Raw genomic sequence first — 18,215 nt, forward strand, 5'->3', positions numbered from 1 at the left:
TTGTTTTTACACACTTTCTACTACACAGTGTGATACTATAAGCGTTCGTCCAGATAAGTGAATTTGATAGCATGTTGTTGCGTTTATATCAGGTACTTCTTTACCTTATTCAACCTCTGATTTGGTTGCGTCTTTTATTACGCAGCCGTAAAGCCCCCGCCTACCGTAAACGGTGGGGAGAGCGCTATGGCTTTTGCAAAGGCAAAGTCGTGCCTCAAGGGATATTATTACATTCCGTTTCTGTCGGTGAAACACTCGCCGCCGTGCCACTTGTTCGTGCCCTTCGCCATCACTATCCCGATTTGCCTATAACGGTCACAACCATGACACCAACAGGCTCAGAACGTGTGCGTTCTGCATTTGGTGACGATGTTTACCATGTCTATCTTCCTTATGATTTACCGGGTTCAGTTAATCGTTTTCTTAAAACAGTTGATCCGAAATTGGTGATCATTATGGAAACCGAACTATGGCCTAACCTGATTTCAAAACTGCATCAACGAAAAATCCCGTTGATTATCGCCAATGCACGTTTATCAGAACGCTCTGCGGCGGGTTATCAGAAATTAGGTAGTTTCGTCAAAACGATGCTCCAAAAAATCACCTTAATTGCGGCTCAAAACCAAGAGGATGGTGAGCGTTTTATCGAATTAGGGCTTAAACGTTCACATTTACATGTAACAGGCAGTCTAAAATTTGATATTTCTGTCACCCCTGAGTTAGCAGCAAGAGCCGTTGCTTTGCGTCGCCAATGGGCTGCTCATCGCCCCGTTTGGATTGCAACGAGTACCCATGAAGGTGAAGAAACCATTATCTTAGAGACACATAAAAAGCTACTGACACAATTTCCACAGCTTTTGTTAATCTTAGTTCCTCGACACCCTGAGCGTTTTCCTAAAGCGGAGCAATTAACACGCGAAGCAGGGTTAAAGTATACGTTACGAAGCACTGATGCTGTTCCTGATGCACAGACCCAAGTCGTGATAGGCGACACCATGGGCGAACTGATGTTGCTCTATGGTATTGCTGATCTGGCTTTTGTAGGGGGGAGTTTAGTCGAGCGTGGTGGTCATAATCCTTTAGAAGCAGCTGCACACGCTATCCCAGTTATTATGGGACCTCATACGTTTAATTTTAAAAATATCTGTGCCAAACTCGATCAAGCTGAAGGATTAATTACTGTTACAGACAGTGAATCGATGGCGACAGCTATTGCTTCATTGCTTAATGATGAAGATTATCGTCGTTATTATGGTCGTCATGCTGTTGAAGTGCTTCATGATAACCAAGGTGCATTATTGCGCTTACTCACCCTACTTTCACCTTATCTTCCCCCTCGGAGCCACTGATGAGCCAAAGCAAGCGCCTTTCTGTTGTGATGATCAGTAAAAACGTTGCTGATGTCATTGGTGAATGCTTAGACTCCGTACAATGGGCTGATGAAATCATTGTATTGGATTCGGGAAGTCAAGATGACACCTGTCGTATCGCGACAGAGAAAGGGGCAAAAGTCTTTGTAAACAGTGAGTGGCCAGGTTTTGGCAGACAGCGTCAATTGGCGCAGCAATATGCCACGGGTGATTATATTTTTATGATTGATAGTGATGAACGTATCACACCTGAACTCAAAACCAGTATCCTCGCGATATTGCAACAACCTGAAGAAAATGTGGTTTATAACTGTGCTCGCCGTAACTTGTTTATGGGCCGATTTATGAAGCACAGTGGTTGGTATCCCGATAAAGTCACGCGTTTATATACCCGCGAACGTTATCAATATAACAATAACTTGGTTCATGAATCGTTAGAAACTCAAGACGCAACCATCAAAACACTACAGGGCGATCTCTTGCATCTTACCTGTCGTGATTTAATGGAATTTCAGCAAAAACAGCTAAAATATGCCACCGAGTGGGCTAAAGAGCGCCATCAACAAGGTAAAAAAACCAGTTATGGCTCCATCTTAAGTCATACGCTAGGTGCCTTTTTTAAGACTTGGTTGTTAAGAATGGGTTTTTTAGACGGGAAACAGGGATTAGTACTGGCATTTGTTAATGCACAGTATACCTTTAATAAATACGCTTCTTTATGGGAACTCAGCCAGAAGACGGTAAATCATGAAAAATAAAGCTATCTACCCCGGAACCTTTGATCCTATCACTTATGGTCATATTGATATATTAACTCGTGCAGCAGGTATGTTTGATACCGTTTTATTAGCCATTGCTGATAGTGCCCGTAAAAACCCAATGTTTACCTTAGAAGAACGAGTTAATTTAGCCAGAGAGGTGACGAGCCATTTACCGAATGTTGAAGTGGTGGGTTTTAGTGAGCTAATGGCAAATTTCGCCAAACAGCAACAAGCGACGATTTTAATTCGTGGTGTTCGTAGCGTTTCTGACTTTGAATATGAATGGCAGCTGGCAAATATGAACCGTCATTTTGCACCTGATCTTGATAGCGTATTTTTACTGCCCTCTCAAAACCTTTCTTTTGTCTCTTCATCTTTAATTAAAGATGTGGCACGCCATGACGGTGATGTTTCTACATTTTTACCTGAAGTCGTGACTGTAGCAATGCTGAAAAAATTAGGTAAAATTTAGCTCTCATTCTCACCATGTTGGCAATGTCGGCAGAAAAATGTGCTACGTTGCCCTTGTTTAATACTTTCAATCAGTTGCCCACAAATCAAACAAGGTTTGTCTTTACGCCCATAAACAAAGAGTTCTTGAGCAAAATATCCCGGCTTGCCATCAGACTGTAAAAAATCTTTTAGTGTTGTGCCACCTTGCTCAATGGAGCGCGTTAATACCCGTTTGATCGCCGTAACAAGAACCTCACACTCTTCTTGCGTTAAGCTATTGGCTTTTCTATCAGGCATAATGCCCGATGAAAATAGCGCCTCGTTAGCATAAATATTGCCGACACCAACAACTAATTTATTATCCATTAACCACGGTTTGATAGCTGTTTTTTTATTTTTCGACTGTTGATATAGGTATTCGGCGTTAAATTCTTCAGAAAGTGGCTCTGGCCCTAAATGGGCTAATACTGAGCTTGTTGCTAAATCTTCACACCATAACCAAGCACCAAAGCGTCGAGGATCGGTATAACGCAATACTTTGCCATCACGAAAAATCAAATCGATATGATCATGTTTTTCTTCAGGTTGTTCTTCTAATAGAATGCGAACACTTCCTGACATTCCTAAATGGATAATAATCCATCCTGTATTAAGCTCTATTAATAGGTATTTAGCGCGACGCTTTACACTTAAAATCGGTTCATCCAGTAGAGTCTTTATTTTCTCTGACACAGGCCAACGTAATTTACTATTGCGCACAATGGCATAGTGCAATACATTGCCCACAATGTGAGGTTCAATACCTCGGCGACTGGTTTCGACTTCTGGCAATTCAGGCACAGGTGGCTCCATTATTATCAGATAAGAGATACAGCGATAACATCATTTTTATTGTATGATCAGTTTCCCTAAAAGTAGAAAGGACGATAGCAGATTATTATGATGTTGTTTAAAGACTATAGTAAAAAATCCCTTTGGAATTTATCCATTATCGGGCTTTACATTATATTGATCTACTTACCGGATATCACCCGTTATAAAAATATTGTGATGGGATTAATTGGTGCAACAGCGCTGTGGTATTTGGTGCGTGATTTTAAGACTATCTGTAAGATATTTAAAAATAATCTGTCATTCTCACTGCTGTTTTTATTGCTGGTGATTGGTTATTCCATCGTGATTTCTGTCGAGCCCAGTATCAGTATAAAAGAGATTAATAAGCCGATACTCAATGGATTACTACTTTTTGCTATTACCTTTCCAATTGTACTGTATAAAGAAAAACCTGCTGATATAGCGAAGATGGTGATGGTCGCTTTTGCAATTGGGTTGTTGGTAATTATGGCTAAGGAGCTGGTGCAGTATTATTTGGAGTATCAGAGAAATGTTTTACCTTTTTCATGGTGGAGTCAGAAATTACATCGAGAAGCTTCATATGAATTACTTTTCTTCTTTCCTATTATTTTAACCACTTGGAAATTAAAAAAAAACCATTCTATAATTAACTGGTTATTATTTGTTATAACTTGCTTTTTATTTCTTTATATAATATTAGGTACTTTATCAAGAGGTACTTGGTTAACACTTGCAATAATTTCTTTTCTAATTTTTATTATTAATCGTCAATTACTCCTAATGATAATTAGTTTAATTATTTGCATTTTCTTATTTATTGGAGCAATAAAACCCCCTTCAGATTTTTTTATTAGTAATATACTACAACATAAATTAACCCAAATTAATAGTGGAAATAGGTTTGATAATGGCACCCAAGGCTCAGCGTTAGATCTTATTTTAGAACAACCAATCAAAGGCTATGGTTATGGTAATCAGCTATATCATAATATTTATAATGAGCGAGTAAAAGACTATAAAAATTGGATAGTTAAAAAATCCATTGGCCCTCATAATATCTTTTTAGCTTTTTGGTTTGCTGGCGGTATTTTGGGGCTATTCAGTATTCTTTATTTTTGCTCTTCAATAATTGCCCAAGGTATCCAACTAATAAGAAAAAACCAAGGGGTTATTCGTCAAGCTGCGTTGGTATTACTGATGTCCTTCTTAGGAGTTTATGTACTGCGAGGATTATTTGAAAATGCCTATATCAATCAAGTGGGTATTTTGGTGGGGCTAATGTTGGCATTACGCCACGCTTTACTCAATAATCAATCCGTCACACCATCAGGTAAACAACAATAGGTTACTTAATTAACTTCTCTATTGTTTTTAATATAATCTCTGCCCGCTTATCCCAGTTGTAATAGTTTTCAACCAGAGAGCGGGCATGGGTTGTTTTTTCTTTGGCTCGTTGTGGATTTTCTCTTAGTTGTATTATCTGTTTTGCAAAACTCTGCGCATCACCACTATCGGCAAAACTTACCGCTTTCTCATCTACCACATCACGAATTGAAGGAAAGTCTGAAATTACCACAGGTTTTTCCATCGCCATATATTCAAATAATTTAAGAGGTGAAGTGTAACGACTTCCAATACTCGTTAATGTAAGCGGAAGTACACAGATATCGTGCTGAGCAATCGCATTAAAGCGTTTTTTGGGATCAATAAATCCCAAAAAATTGACCTTGTCTTTTACGTCCATTTCTTGCGCTAATAAGGTTAACCCTTCAATCTGTTCAGGTGTTCCCCCAGCAATATTAAGCCTTGTATTATCAAGGTATTTCATTGCTCGCATCATGGTAGGGATCCCTTTCCATTTATGCAAACTGCCTAAATAGAGCACTTCCGTAATAATTTTATTTACTGTAGAAGGCTCTATCTGATGATCTGCTACAGCATGTAAATCTACGCCATCAGGAACCACTGTTATTGGCGTAGTAACTTGATACTGCGAAACAATATCATCTCTTAATAATGAAGTAAGAACAAATATGCCTGTCGCTCTGCTGTAAACGAGTTTCTCCATTTTTAATAGTTTATGATATTTGGCACGATTCTTTTTTTTCTCAAAGGAATGAGACTCTGCAAAAGATTGAGCGAAAATTTCATGGCTTTCAAAAAAGAGAGGAATTTCTGGGTAATTTTCACAAAGATAACAAGCTAGTTTTAAATTACGGGTAAATAATGCATCAACGTTATTTTGCTTTACCCAGCGAGCGATCTGTAATGAGAAAAGCTTTTGTGAATTAAATGGAAAATACCATTTACGGCGAATATCTCTTAAAGAAACTAAACTCGCATTAGTATGAATTGAACGACCTAATATATCACTATCTCGATATTGCCCTTTAGGTGTGACTAATGTTACTTGAGCGCCTGCTCGAGCAAATGCATCCACATTTTGCAAAATTTGTAATGAAGCCACACGTAAATCAGGCACTGGGTAAGGATCAAGATAGGCAATTTTCATAATTATGACGCCAATACCTGTAATAAACGTTGCGCAGAATGTTGCCAAGTATAGCGTGTTTCTATACGGACACGCGCCTGCTCTCCCATCGCCTTACCTCTGTCTGGTAACTCACGAAAATGATTAATCGCTATCACAATTTCATCTGCATTACCTGGTGCGACTAAAAGCCCTGCGGTACCTTCATTGCCTACAACTTCAGGAATGCCACCGATATGGCTCGCAATCACTGGTTTGGCGCATGCCATTGCTTCTGCAATCGTAATACCGAAGGCTTCATCTCCAGTACTTGGAAAAATACCCACGTCACTTGCCGCATAAAATTCCGGTAATACGTTATGCTCAACAGGCTGATGAAAAATGACTTGCTCTGCAACACCTTTAGAAATCGCTTTCTTTTTTAATCGCTCAAGATCATCACCCGCACCGATAATCAGAAGTTTAACATCTTCACCTTTTAACTGCTCGATGGCATCAATTGCGACACTCAAGCCTTTCCAACCCACTAATCGCCCAGCAAATGAGAGTAAAAAAGTGGATTCGGCTATTCCTAATTGCTCACGCAACGAGGTAGTCATAGGTCTAAATTTTTCAATATCCACACCATTATAAATTACACTAGGGAATTGTTTAAAATGATGTTGGATTTGCCAAGCATTAAAATGACTACATGCCACCCATGCTGAAATCTTTTTACCTAACCAGCGATCACCTTTGAAAAAGCTGGTGCCCCCACTCATATAGCAAAAACGCGTTGAGGATGATTTAGGCATCATAGAAGGCCAAAAAAAGTCAAAAGGCTTCGTTAAAATAACCCAATCAAAATTTTGACTGATAACATCTTTTTTAGCGTGTCGTGCAAAAGTATAACGCTCAACAATACGACGAAAACGCCCACCGAGATCAATCACTTTATCTCTTGGTGTATACGGATAAGTGTGAATTTGTATTTGGCGTCCTGCCAGATTGTGTCGGATATCGCCATTGCCACCATAAAGATGAACTTCATGCCCAGCATCATGCAATTGCTTAGCCAGTTCCCAAACTGCTGTTTGGATCCCGCCATAAGACATGGTGATTGTGACATCAATTATACCGATCTTCATGGATTACTTTTTCACCTTCATTCCATTCATGATATTACTCACTGCATTCCACACATTCTCAACTGAGATTTCAGCCATATTATCTTCACGGCGTGCTTTTTCTAATGGTGTAGGGTGTTGGATAACCTGACAACAAGAATGTTGTATAGGGGCTAAATAGCACCCAGGATGATAGCTATGATATAGCGCCACCATCGGGATATCTAAAGCACCGGCTAAATGTGTAGGACCGGTATCAACACCAACATAAAGCGATAAATTTGCCATAATTGCCGCATTTTGACGCATTGAAACACGCCCCGCTAAGGCTAAACATCGCTCTTCACCTATTTTTTTAGCTAAATCAACAGATAATTGCGCACTTTCCTTACCACCTAATAGCAAAAAATACGTACTCGCGTCATGGGAAATAATCTGCTTTGCTAATTGCAGAAAGTTCTCCACTGGCCAATCTCGATAGGCTTTAGTGGGAAAGCTTTGTAACTGAAAACCAATAATATTCTTATTAATTAATGAATTATCTTTCAAAAATTGTTGTGCAAAAATTACTTCTTCCTCACTGATAAAGTAACGTAATTGCCAACAACTCGGATAAATCCCTAATGCATTAATTAATAAGGCACGCTCTTTTTGTGCAACCATCGGCAACTTGGGGCGCGCAACCCAAGTAGTATCGCCTTGCTGCTCAGATATATCAGCAAAAGCAACGGTATGATGGGATTGGCGACGAGCATAGTTCACTAATTCACGATCATCACCGTATACTAAAGCCAAATCATACGGTTTATTCGGTAACCAACCTGACCAAACAGCGCGTTTTTTAGAAAAATTTCTAATACTATTAATATCAGGATTATGCTCAAGAATGCATGCACTACGCTTATGTGCAAATACATCAATATGAGCATTGGGCCAACGCTGTTTTAAGGCATGAATAACGGGGGTGATAAGTAATGTATCACCAAAACGCGCTACCGCTATAACCAATATATTTTTTGGATCCATGTGCTTTTTATTTGGCTTAAATGATACATTTACTTCTCAGACTATACACTAAAAAGTATTACAAATATTCATCAATAAGATGAATACACCAAGTTGATAATAGAGATAATCGTTTCAAAACTTTATTATCAGCATTAATCATACTGACTTATTTTTATCGTTGATTGCCTGAATAAAGATCCTTTCCATCTTATCTAACATATTATCCAAACCAAATCGTGAAACAGCGTGTTCAAGTGCTGCTTTTCCCATCTGCTCACGTAATTCATCTGAGCTCATTAATTTAGCCAAATGACTTGTTAATGTTTCTTGTACCTGTGGTACTAATGTAAATCCTGTTTTACCATCAATAACGGCTTCGCTAATCGCGCCAACCGTAGTCGATACAACAGGCAAACCACACGCCATTGCCTGCATAATACCTTGCGGCACACCTTCATTACCAAAAGAAGGTAACGCAAAGAGATCCATTGCATTTAAACAATCAGGCACATCATTACGATTACCAAGGAAGAAGATGCTTTGTTCTAATCCTGCCGCTTTCACCATTGGTTCTAAATTTTTACGCTGAGGCCCATCACCAACAAAAATTAATTGCCAATCTGGAAACTGCTGATGTAATGATTTCCATGCTTCTACTAAGTATTTATGTCCTTTCCACACTCGCATAGTTGCAACAATACCTAATGTCGGTTTATTCGGTATTCCAATTTTTTCTCTAGCTTGTTGTTTGTTTTGTGGATAAAAACGTTGCAGATCAATTCCCGTAGGCACTGATGTCATTTTTTCTAATGGAAATTTATTATGCTGATGGAGAGTCTGACGTAATTTTTCACCTGTTGTCACAACATGGGCACTGGATGAAAGATAAAGCCATCGAGTTGGTAATGAACGTGAAACATCTGTAGAAACATGACGAGTTCGAATGACCACTGGAGAATGACGTAATGTGGCACAAGAAGCAGCGACTAACCATGCATCAGTTGAGCTATGAGTATTGATAACATCAAATTGGTGGCGATGTAATTTCAGCCATTGGCGAAGTGCTTTTAACGCTGACCCACGTTTTTTTTCAATGGGTAACGTGAAAACCTCAATACCATAATCAGGCGCGGCCTTGGCAATTTTGGATGTAGGACAACACACTAATGCAACTCGGTGCCCTCTGCGGATCATACCTTGAGATTCCGTCAGTATACGGATTTCCTGACCACCCCATCCACAAGATGATTCTGTATGTAATATTGATAATACTGACTTACTCATCCGCAATCCATTTATCTGATGATTTAAAAAGAGCCATAGTATAACTAAAGAGCAAGCTAAGATCACAATAGCTTTACTTTGTTATACTTAGCAGGCTCCAGATAACAAAAAACCCGACACTAAGGTCGGGTTTTTTAAGAAAACTAAAATTATTTAATTTTAGCTTCTTTATAAAGCACATGTTGACGAACAACTGGATCGAATTTTTTCATTTCCAGTTTTTCTGGCATAGTGCGTTTGTTCTTCGTAGTGGTATAGAAGTGACCTGTACCAGCAGAAGAAACGAGTTTAATTTTCTCGCGAATACCTTTAGCCATTTTTCAGCTCCTTAGAACTTCTCACCACGGGCACGTAAATCTGCTAATACAGATTCGATGCCTTTCTTATCAATCACACGCATACCTTTAGCAGATACACGCAGAGTTACGAAACGTTTCTCAGACTCAACCCAGAAACGGTGAGAGTGCAGGTTTGGCAGAAAACGGCGTTTAGTCGCGTTTAATGCGTGAGAGCGGTTGTTTCCACTCACAGGACGCTTGCCGGTAACTTGGCAGACTCGGGACATGTCTATTCTCCAAAAATCTAATCAGCTCGAGCTTTAATATCAGGTTTGACCGCCTCGTCAGGCTTTGGAGCCCATCTCAGCAACTTTTAACGATTGAAAAACTGTGTAAACACCTCAGAAAAAACTTGCTGAGATAGGCTCTTCTCGCCAAACCCAAGATCCTCAAAGGTGGCGTAGTATACGCCCAATGGCCTCAACGCTCAAGACCCGTACAAATAAAGATTGACAATAATTACAAAAATATTTGCTACAACCAACCTCGTTCTGCGAAAGAAACACAATTATCATGCCCTATCACAAGGTGATCGAGTACATTTACACCCACTAATTGGCAAGCAGTAAAAATTTTTTCTGTTATTACTTTATCTGCGAGACTTGGTTCGCAAACACCAGAAGGGTGATTATGAGCAAGAATGATGGATGTTGCATTCTTTTTTATTGATTGACGGACAATTTCTCTAGGATGAACCTCTACTCTGTTAATTGTTCCTTTAAACATTTCTTCAAATGCAATCAATTGATTTTGATTATCGAGAAACAGTACCACAAACACTTCTCTGTCTCGCCAATGCAATAATTTTTGTAAGTAATGCTTTGTATCTTCTGAAGAAGATAATACATTTTTATACATAAATTGTGTTGCAGAAAAGCGCTGTGCCATTTCATTAATCGCTTGTAGCTGAGTAAACTTTCCCACACCAACGCCTTTAAAACGCCCTAAAGTTTCATAATCAGCATTAATAACATGATAAAGAGAACCACACTCTTTAAGTAAAAAAGCAGCCAATTCTAATACAGATTTTTCATAAGTACCGGTGCGTAAAAAGAGCGCCAATAACTCAATATCGGTGAGTGATTCAACGCCATAAAGTAATAATTTTTCTCTAGGTAAAAGTTCACTAACCGATTGATTTTCCATCCATGGACTCCTTAATAAGTAAAGGCAGTGGTATTAATGATCTATTTTATCTATTCATATAAGCATTAGGATTTAGATGAAGCATCACACATCATTAAATGCTACTCGCAAAACAACTGTTGTTTTATACAGTTAATTTACTATAAACTACTAATCTTGTATAAAAAAGACACACATCAAATTTATGCGAGATGAATCGCAAAAATTTAATCTATAAAACATGAAGTTACATAGAATTCCGAATTCACGATGACCTTGTGGTAAAATTACGGGCAATTATTTATGTACTTAGGCATTTCATCATGACTACACTTCACGACAAAAAGATTATTCTTGGTATCAGTGGTGGTATTGCGGCCTATAAAGCACCTGAACTTGTACGCCGTTTACGTGAGAAAGGTGCAATTGTGCGAGTTGTAATGACACCCGCAGCTCATGCATTTGTGACACCTTTATCACTACAAGCTGTTTCTGGTTTTCCTGTTGCGGATGATTTACTTGATCCAGCAGCAGAAGCCGCTATGGGGCATATTGAATTAGGTAAATGGGCTGATTTAATTCTACTTGTACCTGCTACTGCCGATCTTATTGCACGTTTACGAGTGGGTATGGCAAATGATTTACTTACCACACTCTGTTTAGCGAGTAGTGCACCTATCGCTATTGCGCCAGCAATGAATCAGCAAATGTACAGAGCCACGATTACACAAGAAAATTTATCAGCTTTAGAGCAACGTGGCTGCTTAATTTGGGGGCCTGACTCTGGTAGCCAAGCTTGTGGTGATGTAGGGCCGGGACGAATGTTAGATCCTTTAACACTTGTCGCATTAGCTGAAAAACAACTTGCTTTGCAGCCACAAGATTTTGCAGGTAAAAAAATTACGATAACCGCAGGTCCGACTCGTGAAGCCTTAGATCCAGTGCGTTTTATCAGTAATCATAGCTCCGGGAAAATGGGATTTGCGATTGCACAAGCAGCCGCATTACGTGGAGCTGATGTCACACTTATCGCAGGGCCTGTCACATTACCGACACCCGCTTGTGTTAAACGTATTGACGTTGAAAGCGCACAAGAAATGTATGAACAAGTGATGCTAATCGCACCTTCACAAGATATTTTTATTGGTTGTGCGGCGGTTGCAGATTACCGCGCTAAACTTATCGCGGCTGAAAAAATAAAAAAACAAGGTGATGAAGTCACCATCACTATGGTAAAAAACCCCGACATTGTCGCGAGTGTCGGAAAAATGGTTGAACACCGTCCTTTTGTTGTTGGATTTGCAGCCGAAACCCAGAATGTGGAAGAATATGCCCGCAAAAAACGAGAACAAAAGCAACTCGATTTAATCTGTGCCAATGATGTTTCAGTAGAAAATCAAGGCTTTAACAGTGATAACAATGCATTACACCTTATTTGGGCTAATGGAGAAGCGCGCTTACCACACAGTAGTAAAGCACAACTTAGCCATCGCCTACTTGACGAGATAGCCAAACATTATGATGAAAAAAATTGATGTTAAAATCCTTGATGCACGTATTGGTCAAGAATATCCACTTCCTGCTTATGCCACGACAGGCTCTGCTGGTTTAGATTTACGCGCTTGCCTTGATGCACCATTAGTTCTTGAACCAGGGCAAACCGAATTATTACCTACAGGTCTTGCTGTACATATTGCCGATGAAGGATTAGCAGCAATGGTACTTCCTCGTTCAGGTTTAGGCCATAAACACGGTGTTGTATTAGGTAACTTAGTTGGACTGATTGATTCCGATTACCAAGGTCAACTGATGGTATCTGTTTGGAATCGTGGTCAAACAGCGTTTACCATCGAACCGGGTGAGCGTATTGCTCAAATGATTATAGTGCCCGTAGTTCAAGCTGAATTTAATATTGTTGAAGATTTTACCGCAACGGAACGTGGTAGCGGTGGCTTTGGTCACTCCGGCCGCCAATAATAACGACGTCTTGCATTAATTATATCAATGACGATATCACTCCCTTTGCACTAAAAACCTTAGTGCAAAGGTTTACTGATTTGTTTTGCTTTTAGCAGGGGCCTTATCAGTCATGGCAGAAGAAAAAGAAACCAAAAAGAAAAGAAATAGACGGGATGAAATCTTACAATCACTTGCCCAAATGTTGGAATCAAGTGATGGTAGTCAGCGCATCACAACGGCAAAGCTTGCCGCCACTGTTGGTGTATCTGAAGCCGCGCTCTATCGACATTTTCCCAGTAAAACCAAAATGTTTGATAGCTTGATTGAGTTTATCGAAGATAGCTTAGTCTCCCGTATTAATTTGATTTTAAAAGATGAAAAAGAGGCTGTTGCAAGAATTCGCTTAATTCTTATCTTGATCCTCGGTTTTGCTGAGAAAAACCCGGGGCTATCTCGTATTTTGACTGGTCATGCATTGATGTTTGAACAAGACAGATTGCAAGGGCGAATAAACCAGCTTTATGAGCGTATTGAGGTTCAATTACGACAAGTCATTAAAGAGCGTAAAATTCGTGAAGGTAGTGCTTTCTTGCATGATGAAGCATTACTTGCTTCACAACTACTCGCTTTTTGTGAGGGTATGTTAGCACGCTTTGTACGCACAGAATTTCGCTATCAACCCACTCAAGAATTTGAAGCTCGCTGGCCATTAATTTTGGCACAGTTACAATGAAATGATGGACTCGTGATTTAACTCAACAATTTGAAATTTACAGATATGCCGTTTTTTTCTTATTTGTGTTAACATGCGTCCTCTGGTACACAATTACCTAATGTATTTATCAGGAATGGCACTCGTGCAGTTCCTACATTGTGGCATTAGCGACTCGCTTTGCCCCTGCTGTAAAAGTCCTTTTTATATTTCAATATCTGTGATAATTGCCACAGAAGATTCATTGTACTACTCACCCCGCCCATAATTGGGCGAGGGCTTTTTTTTATCTCTAATCGACCAACTCGTTTATCGCGTATTGACTTTATTAATTCACGCCATAGCGCTCACGATAAGCTTTAACCGCAGGTAAATGCTCAGACAGTGTTTCATTCTCACTTAGGTAACTAATTAAATCATCTAAGGTAATAATCGAATACACTTGGCATTGATAATCACGTTTTAACTCTTGTATTGCAGAAAGTTCTTCTCGCCCTTTCTCTTGTCTATCCAAACTTAATAACACGGCAGAAAGCATTGCATCATGTTGTTTTATAATTTCCATTGATTCACGAATTGCAGTACCTGCTGTAATGACATCATCGACAATCACAACATTACCTTTCAATGGGCTTCCTACTAATGTTCCTCCTTCACCATGATCTTTAGCCTCTTTGCGATTAAAACAGTAAGGGATATCGATATCATGATGCTCAACCAATGCGACTGCCGTTGTGGTTGCAATAGGTATCCCTTTATAAGCGGGTCCAAACAACACATCACAAGACACATTATTATCTAATAATGTTTGCGCATAGAACTGCCCCAGTAAAGCCAAATCACGCCCTGTATTAAATAAACCGGCATTAAAAAAGTAAGGACTCACCCTTCCTGACTTCAGTGTGAACTCACCAAATTTCAGGACATTTTTTGCTAATGCTAGTTCTATAAAGCGGCGTTGGTAGGCTTTCATTTCTTTCTCCTCTCTACGTTACTTGATGACAAATTTTAGACATAAAAAAGGCGACTTCTCAGTCGCCTTAAAAATATAATTTATTGCTTAAGCGCCTCTTTTTGCGCTTCAAATATTTTCTCTAATCCCCCCTTTGCAAGGGCGAGTAAAGCAAGTAATTCTTCGTGACTAAATGGTGCGCCTTCTGCCGTACCTTGAACTTCAATCATACGACCATCATCAATCATCACCACATTCATATCTGTTTCTGCGGCAGAATCTTCAACATATTCAAGATCGCATAATGGTTCACCATCAACGATCCCCACAGATACAGCGGCGACCATAGATTTAAGAGGGCTCTTTTTCAGTTTACCTTCTTCAACCATTTTATTTAAAGCATCAACTAATGCGACGCAAGCACCAGAGATAGAGGCCGTACGTGTACCACCATCAGCTTGAATAACATCACAATCAACAGTGATAGTGAATTCACCTAACGCTTTTAAATCAACAGCAGCACGTAATGAGCGTGCAATTAAGCGTTGAATTTCCATAGTACGGCCGGTTTGTTTACCACGAGCCGCTTCACGTGCATTACGACTATTTGTTGCGCGAGGAAGCATACCGTATTCTGCGGTTACCCAACCTTGCCCTTGCCCTTTAAGAAAACGTGGTACACCCTCTTCTACAGTGGCGTTACACAAGACTTTAGTATCACCAAATTCGACTAATACAGAACCCTCAGCGTGTTTTGTATAATGGCGAGTGATGGTAATAGGACGTACTTGGTCTGCTTGTCTGTCTGCTGGACGCATGGTGTTATCTCCGCTTTCTCTGACATATTGGGGGCGCATTATACGACCTAAAATGGCTTATGCCTATCCTGTATCGATACCTGGGGTTATAATCGTATCATCTTTTACACTATTGAGACCCTATTATGATCCGTAGCATGACCGCTTTTGCTCGCCGAGACATCAAAAAAGACTGGGGTAGCGCTGCATGGGAACTACGTTCCGTCAACCAACGCTATCTTGAAACTTATATTCGTTTACCTGAGCAATTACGTAGTTTAGAGCCTGTTATTCGTGAACGTCTACGTAATCGCTTAACGCGCGGTAAAATTGAATGTAACTTACGTTTTGATCTTAATGCTCGCTTTCAAGGCGAACTTAATATTGATGAGAATTTAGCAAAACAACTGATTGTTTCTGCCAACTGGGTAAAAAGCCACAGCCATGAAGGGACTATCAGCCCATTTGATATTTTACGTTGGCCGGGTGTTATTTCCGCACAAGAGCAAGATTTAGATGCCATTGGTACTGAGCTTTTAGCTGAATTAGATTTAGCGATCGACGCCTTCATCGCAAGCCGTGAAGCAGAAGGGCAATCACTGAAAGTTCTTATCGAACAGCGTTTAGATGCTGTTTGCGAAGAAGTTGTTAAGGTGAGAGCACAGATGCCAGAAGTTTTACAATGGCAACGTGAACGTTTAACAAGCAAATTAGAAGAAGCTCAAGTTCAAATTGATAATAATCGTTTAGAACAAGAGTTAGTGATGTTAGCACAACGTTTAGATGTTGCTGAAGAGCTTGATAGATTAGAAGCTCATGTTAAAGAAACACGAAAAATTCTTGTAAAAAAAGAAGCCGTAGGTCGTCGTCTTGATTTTATGATGCAAGAATTTAACCGTGAATCCAACACATTAGCATCGAAATCAATTAATACTGAAGTCACTAATTCAGCCATTGAATTAAAAGTTTTAATTGAACAAATGCGTGAGCAAATTCAGAACATTGAATAATTTTCTCTTGTTTTCCAAAGCTTTCCGATATTAATCAAAGCCCTGATTTATCAGGGCTTTTTATTTTCACTCTGTTCTTGTACGTTTCAATCTGTTTCATCTAAGTGGTGAGTTAACTGGTGAGTAATGCCTCGCTATACTTGCATCAAATGGTGAGTATTAGGAGACACAATGGCATCAATGACCGCAAAGCAGGTGGCGTCACTTGCAAAATCAGGAGAGCCGACAAGAAAATCCGACGGAAAAGGACTCTACTTTGTCGTTCCAGACTCGGGAGCGCCCTATTGGGCCCTTCGATATAGTGGAAATGGCAAACGAAAACAAATGACTCTGGGTCAGTACCCTGATATGTCGTTGGCCGATGCAAGATCAGAAGCCGAAGTGTTTAAACGTGACTTAAGGCAAGGCGTAGATCCCCTCATTGCAAAACAGCGTCAAAAGTGGACTGGTATCATATCGGTCGATGATTTATTTGAGGATTGGTATAAAAACGATTTAGCGCCAAGGCTAAAGCATCCCAACATTCCAGCTCGAATATATAGAAAGGAAATTAAGCCAGTCATTGGCGAATTCAAAATTCAGGACGTCACAGCTCTGGATGTTCGAGAGATAATTCAAAGAGTTAGGGATAGCGGCCGTCTAACCATTGCCAATGACACTCTGGGTTATATGAAGCAGCTTTTCAAGCACGCTTTAAAGCTTGGATTAACCGCCAATAATCCCGCTGCACCTTTCACAATAAACGATGCTGGAGGCCTTGAAAACAGTTGTAAACGGGCATTAGATCTGGATGAAATCGAGAAAGTCTTTAAAGTATTTCGAAGCCATCTAAATAGCTTTGGTAGAGATAACTATTTGCTGTGCTGCCTCTTTTTGGTACTAGGTAACAGGAAGAGTGAACTATGTGAAGCTCCTTGGTGGGAATTTGACATGACAGAATCTGTGTGGCACATCCCCGAATCGCGGGTGAAAACTGGAATAGCTATTTCTATCCCTTTACCAACTCAGGCAATGGCATGGCTTAGTGAGCTCAAAGTAAGATCGATGGGCTCTGATTACGTTTTTCCTGCCAGACGCCGAAGCAATCTGTTACATATGGGACCTGATACCCTGAATAGCGCAATCTCAAAGTTATTTGGACGAGAAGCTGGGAGGAAGATTCAGCCCCCCAACGTAATGGGTGATATCGAGCATTTTACAGTACATGACTTACGGCGAACATTCAGGAGTCTCGCTGCATCAGTAGGAACACCAAATCACGTCGCTCGGTTGTGCATCAATCACAGGCAGGGAGGAGTTGACGGTATATACGATCGGTATGAGTACTTCAAAGAACGAAAAGTTGCTCACCAGAAAGTTGCCGATCTAGTTACACCTCTCATTCAACTGGATTGATAGGCCCTCCATCATTTATGGCTAATTGGGACAAACTTTTCCTGAGTTCCTTTGAAGAAACAGTCCTGGAACAAGCTATATCTCGCTCAGCTTGTTCCAGCAGAAGCCTAAATGCCAATATTTCGAGGTCTTCGATGGTTTGAACATCACGCATATTTTTATTATCTCCAAGTATTTTCATCCGATTTTAGCTGGGAAACTTCAAAAATGCTCTACGCAGACTAAACGTGCAGCCGCCCCACATATTCGAGAAATATCCGTGCAACAATCCCACATAACTAAAAGATCACGTTGAACAGGTTCTAACGAACCGAAAAGCACCATCAAAATCGCACTAATAGCCGAAAACAGCGGTTAAAAATAGCTCATCCTTGTAACCGCCCCATAGGTTTAAGCGTTAATCGTGCAGCCAACCAATATACCCAAGGCTTAAACGTGCAACGTTCCCACATATGTCACTGGTGTGGGAGAGTAATAGAGTCTCATACTAAAATGGCAGCGTACTCAGTCGATTCGCTGCCATTCCTAAATCGAAAATGCCCCTTTGTGTGCTAAGTAAGTTAACGATCATTAAAGTGGTTTCTATTAGTTTCCCTCAA

The 18,215-nt window shown here is 40.0% G+C and carries 19 protein-coding genes; 9 read left to right on the plus strand and 10 right to left on the minus strand.

The window, feature by feature from the left end:
- The first annotated feature begins 71 nt into the window (after positions 1 to 71).
- The 3 genes from waaA to coaD are packed head-to-tail and all read left to right on the plus strand — an operon-like array spanning position 72 to position 2,603.
- Positions 72 to 1,349, plus strand: coding sequence for a lipid IV(A) 3-deoxy-D-manno-octulosonic acid transferase (waaA, locus tag DK857_RS10450; protein WP_109402143.1), 1,278 nt, complete (start codon positions 72 to 74; stop codon positions 1,347 to 1,349).
- Positions 1,349 to 2,128, plus strand: coding sequence for a glycosyltransferase family 2 protein (locus DK857_RS10455; protein WP_109402144.1), 780 nt, complete (start codon positions 1,349 to 1,351; stop codon positions 2,126 to 2,128). The genes waaA and DK857_RS10455 overlap by 1 nt, the downstream gene beginning before the upstream one ends.
- Positions 2,118 to 2,603: a pantetheine-phosphate adenylyltransferase gene (gene coaD, locus DK857_RS10460; protein ID WP_109402145.1), complete on the plus strand. Its 486-nt coding sequence runs from the start codon at positions 2,118 to 2,120 to the stop codon at positions 2,601 to 2,603. The genes DK857_RS10455 and coaD overlap by 11 nt, the downstream gene beginning before the upstream one ends.
- On the opposite strand, the gene mutM is transcribed toward coaD, so the two are convergent.
- Entirely contained in the window at positions 2,600 to 3,424 is an 825-nt protein-coding gene (gene mutM, locus DK857_RS10465) for a bifunctional DNA-formamidopyrimidine glycosylase/DNA-(apurinic or apyrimidinic site) lyase (protein ID WP_109402194.1), read from the minus strand. The two genes, coaD and mutM, sit on opposite strands and share 4 nt — an antisense overlap.
- 99 nt (positions 3,425 to 3,523) lie before the next feature.
- Here mutM and rfaL point away from each other — a divergent pair, with 99 nt between their 5' ends.
- Positions 3,524 to 4,783: an O-antigen ligase RfaL gene (gene rfaL, locus DK857_RS10470; protein WP_109402146.1), complete on the plus strand. Its 1,260-nt coding sequence runs from the start codon at positions 3,524 to 3,526 to the stop codon at positions 4,781 to 4,783.
- A gap of 1 nt (position 4,784) precedes the next feature.
- Here the strand turns inward: rfaL and DK857_RS10475 are convergent, their stop codons facing one another.
- The 7 genes from DK857_RS10475 to radC all read right to left on the minus strand — a co-directional run bounded on the left by DK857_RS10475 (position 4,785) and on the right by radC (position 10,812).
- Complete coding sequence (locus DK857_RS10475) at positions 4,785 to 5,954, minus strand: glycosyltransferase family 4 protein (protein ID WP_109402195.1); 1,170 nt, start codon at positions 5,952 to 5,954, stop codon at positions 4,785 to 4,787.
- A complete protein-coding gene (locus tag DK857_RS10480; RefSeq protein WP_109402147.1) occupies positions 5,954 to 7,057 on the minus strand; it encodes a glycosyltransferase family 4 protein in 1,104 nt (367 codons plus the stop codon). Before DK857_RS10480 ends, DK857_RS10475 begins: the two co-directional genes overlap by 1 nt.
- A gap of 3 nt (positions 7,058 to 7,060) precedes the next feature.
- Positions 7,061 to 8,062: a glycosyltransferase family 9 protein gene (locus tag DK857_RS10485; protein WP_109402148.1), complete on the minus strand. Its 1,002-nt coding sequence runs from the start codon at positions 8,060 to 8,062 to the stop codon at positions 7,061 to 7,063.
- Between the two features lie 138 nt (positions 8,063 to 8,200).
- The gene (locus DK857_RS10490; protein ID WP_109402149.1) at positions 8,201 to 9,328 is read right to left on the minus strand and encodes a glycosyltransferase family 4 protein; all 1,128 of its coding nucleotides are present in this window, start codon (positions 9,326 to 9,328) and stop codon (positions 8,201 to 8,203) included.
- A 149-nt stretch (positions 9,329 to 9,477) separates the two neighbouring features.
- Positions 9,478 to 9,645: a 50S ribosomal protein L33 gene (gene rpmG, locus DK857_RS10495; RefSeq protein ID WP_006534250.1), complete on the minus strand. Its 168-nt coding sequence runs from the start codon at positions 9,643 to 9,645 to the stop codon at positions 9,478 to 9,480.
- Between the two features lie 11 nt (positions 9,646 to 9,656).
- Positions 9,657 to 9,893 carry a 50S ribosomal protein L28 gene (gene rpmB, locus DK857_RS10500; protein WP_036914542.1) on the minus strand — a complete coding sequence of 79 codons (237 nt, stop codon included), beginning with the start codon at positions 9,891 to 9,893 and terminating at the stop codon, positions 9,657 to 9,659.
- A 247-nt stretch (positions 9,894 to 10,140) separates the two neighbouring features.
- Positions 10,141 to 10,812 (minus strand): RadC family protein, encoded by a 672-nt coding sequence (radC, locus tag DK857_RS10510; RefSeq protein WP_109394420.1) that lies wholly within the window; start codon positions 10,810 to 10,812, stop codon positions 10,141 to 10,143.
- A gap of 302 nt (positions 10,813 to 11,114) precedes the next feature.
- On the opposite strand from radC, the gene coaBC reads away from it, so the two are divergent.
- The 3 genes from coaBC (at position 11,115) to slmA (ending at position 13,483) form a co-directional block, all read left to right on the plus strand.
- The gene (coaBC, locus tag DK857_RS10515) at positions 11,115 to 12,326 is read left to right on the plus strand and encodes a bifunctional phosphopantothenoylcysteine decarboxylase/phosphopantothenate--cysteine ligase CoaBC (protein WP_109402150.1); all 1,212 of its coding nucleotides are present in this window, start codon (positions 11,115 to 11,117) and stop codon (positions 12,324 to 12,326) included.
- Entirely contained in the window at positions 12,310 to 12,768 is a 459-nt protein-coding gene (dut, locus tag DK857_RS10520; protein ID WP_006534255.1) for a dUTP diphosphatase, read from the plus strand. The genes coaBC and dut overlap by 17 nt, the downstream gene beginning before the upstream one ends.
- Before the next feature lie 112 nt (positions 12,769 to 12,880).
- Positions 12,881 to 13,483 carry a nucleoid occlusion factor SlmA gene (slmA, locus tag DK857_RS10525; protein WP_075673256.1) on the plus strand — a complete coding sequence of 201 codons (603 nt, stop codon included), beginning with the start codon at positions 12,881 to 12,883 and terminating at the stop codon, positions 13,481 to 13,483.
- Between the two features lie 307 nt (positions 13,484 to 13,790).
- Here slmA and pyrE read toward each other — a convergent pair whose 3' ends face one another.
- A complete protein-coding gene (gene pyrE / locus DK857_RS10530) occupies positions 13,791 to 14,435 on the minus strand; it encodes an orotate phosphoribosyltransferase (protein WP_109394424.1) in 645 nt (214 codons plus the stop codon).
- 80 nt (positions 14,436 to 14,515) lie between these two features.
- Positions 14,516 to 15,232, minus strand: coding sequence for a ribonuclease PH (rph, locus tag DK857_RS10535; protein ID WP_069366895.1), 717 nt, complete (start codon positions 15,230 to 15,232; stop codon positions 14,516 to 14,518).
- Positions 15,233 to 15,357: 125 nt separating this feature from the next.
- Here rph and DK857_RS10540 point away from each other — a divergent pair, with 125 nt between their 5' ends.
- Positions 15,358 to 16,221, plus strand: coding sequence for a YicC/YloC family endoribonuclease (locus DK857_RS10540; protein ID WP_109394426.1), 864 nt, complete (start codon positions 15,358 to 15,360; stop codon positions 16,219 to 16,221).
- 171 nt (positions 16,222 to 16,392) lie between these two features.
- Positions 16,393 to 17,616 (plus strand): tyrosine-type recombinase/integrase, encoded by a 1,224-nt coding sequence (locus tag DK857_RS10545; protein ID WP_109402151.1) that lies wholly within the window; start codon positions 16,393 to 16,395, stop codon positions 17,614 to 17,616.
- Positions 17,617 to 18,215 lie beyond the last annotated feature (599 nt).

This window comes from Proteus terrae, assembly GCF_003144325.1.
GTDB lineage: Bacteria > Pseudomonadota > Gammaproteobacteria > Enterobacterales > Enterobacteriaceae > Proteus > Proteus terrae.

Bases quoted from the DNA above. Each gene is read 5' to 3' on its own strand.
- DK857_RS10485 (WP_109402148.1), bottom strand. From the start codon at position 8,062: ATGGATCCAAAAAATATATTGGTTATAGCGGTAGCGCGTTTTGGTGAT.
- rpmB (WP_036914542.1), bottom strand. From the start codon at position 9,893: ATGTCCCGAGTCTGCCAAGTTACCGGCAAGCGTCCTGTGAGTGGAAAC.
- DK857_RS10545 (WP_109402151.1), top strand. From the start codon at position 16,393: ATGGCATCAATGACCGCAAAGCAGGTGGCGTCACTTGCAAAATCAGGA.
- DK857_RS10490 (WP_109402149.1), bottom strand. From the start codon at position 9,328: ATGAGTAAGTCAGTATTATCAATATTACATACAGAATCATCTTGTGGA.
- DK857_RS10480 (WP_109402147.1), bottom strand. From the start codon at position 7,057: ATGAAGATCGGTATAATTGATGTCACAATCACCATGTCTTATGGCGGG.
- rph (WP_069366895.1), bottom strand. From the start codon at position 15,232: ATGCGTCCAGCAGACAGACAAGCAGACCAAGTACGTCCTATTACCATC.
- dut (WP_006534255.1), top strand. From the start codon at position 12,310: ATGATGAAAAAAATTGATGTTAAAATCCTTGATGCACGTATTGGTCAA.
- rfaL (WP_109402146.1), top strand. From the start codon at position 3,524: ATGATGTTGTTTAAAGACTATAGTAAAAAATCCCTTTGGAATTTATCC.
- coaBC (WP_109402150.1), top strand. From the start codon at position 11,115: ATGACTACACTTCACGACAAAAAGATTATTCTTGGTATCAGTGGTGGT.
- pyrE (WP_109394424.1), bottom strand. From the start codon at position 14,435: ATGAAAGCCTACCAACGCCGCTTTATAGAACTAGCATTAGCAAAAAAT.
- DK857_RS10540 (WP_109394426.1), top strand. From the start codon at position 15,358: ATGATCCGTAGCATGACCGCTTTTGCTCGCCGAGACATCAAAAAAGAC.
- rpmG (WP_006534250.1), bottom strand. From the start codon at position 9,645: ATGGCTAAAGGTATTCGCGAGAAAATTAAACTCGTTTCTTCTGCTGGT.
- waaA (WP_109402143.1), top strand. From the start codon at position 72: ATGTTGTTGCGTTTATATCAGGTACTTCTTTACCTTATTCAACCTCTG.
- coaD (WP_109402145.1), top strand. From the start codon at position 2,118: ATGAAAAATAAAGCTATCTACCCCGGAACCTTTGATCCTATCACTTAT.
- DK857_RS10455 (WP_109402144.1), top strand. From the start codon at position 1,349: ATGAGCCAAAGCAAGCGCCTTTCTGTTGTGATGATCAGTAAAAACGTT.
- slmA (WP_075673256.1), top strand. From the start codon at position 12,881: ATGGCAGAAGAAAAAGAAACCAAAAAGAAAAGAAATAGACGGGATGAA.
- radC (WP_109394420.1), bottom strand. From the start codon at position 10,812: ATGGAAAATCAATCGGTTAGTGAACTTTTACCTAGAGAAAAATTATTA.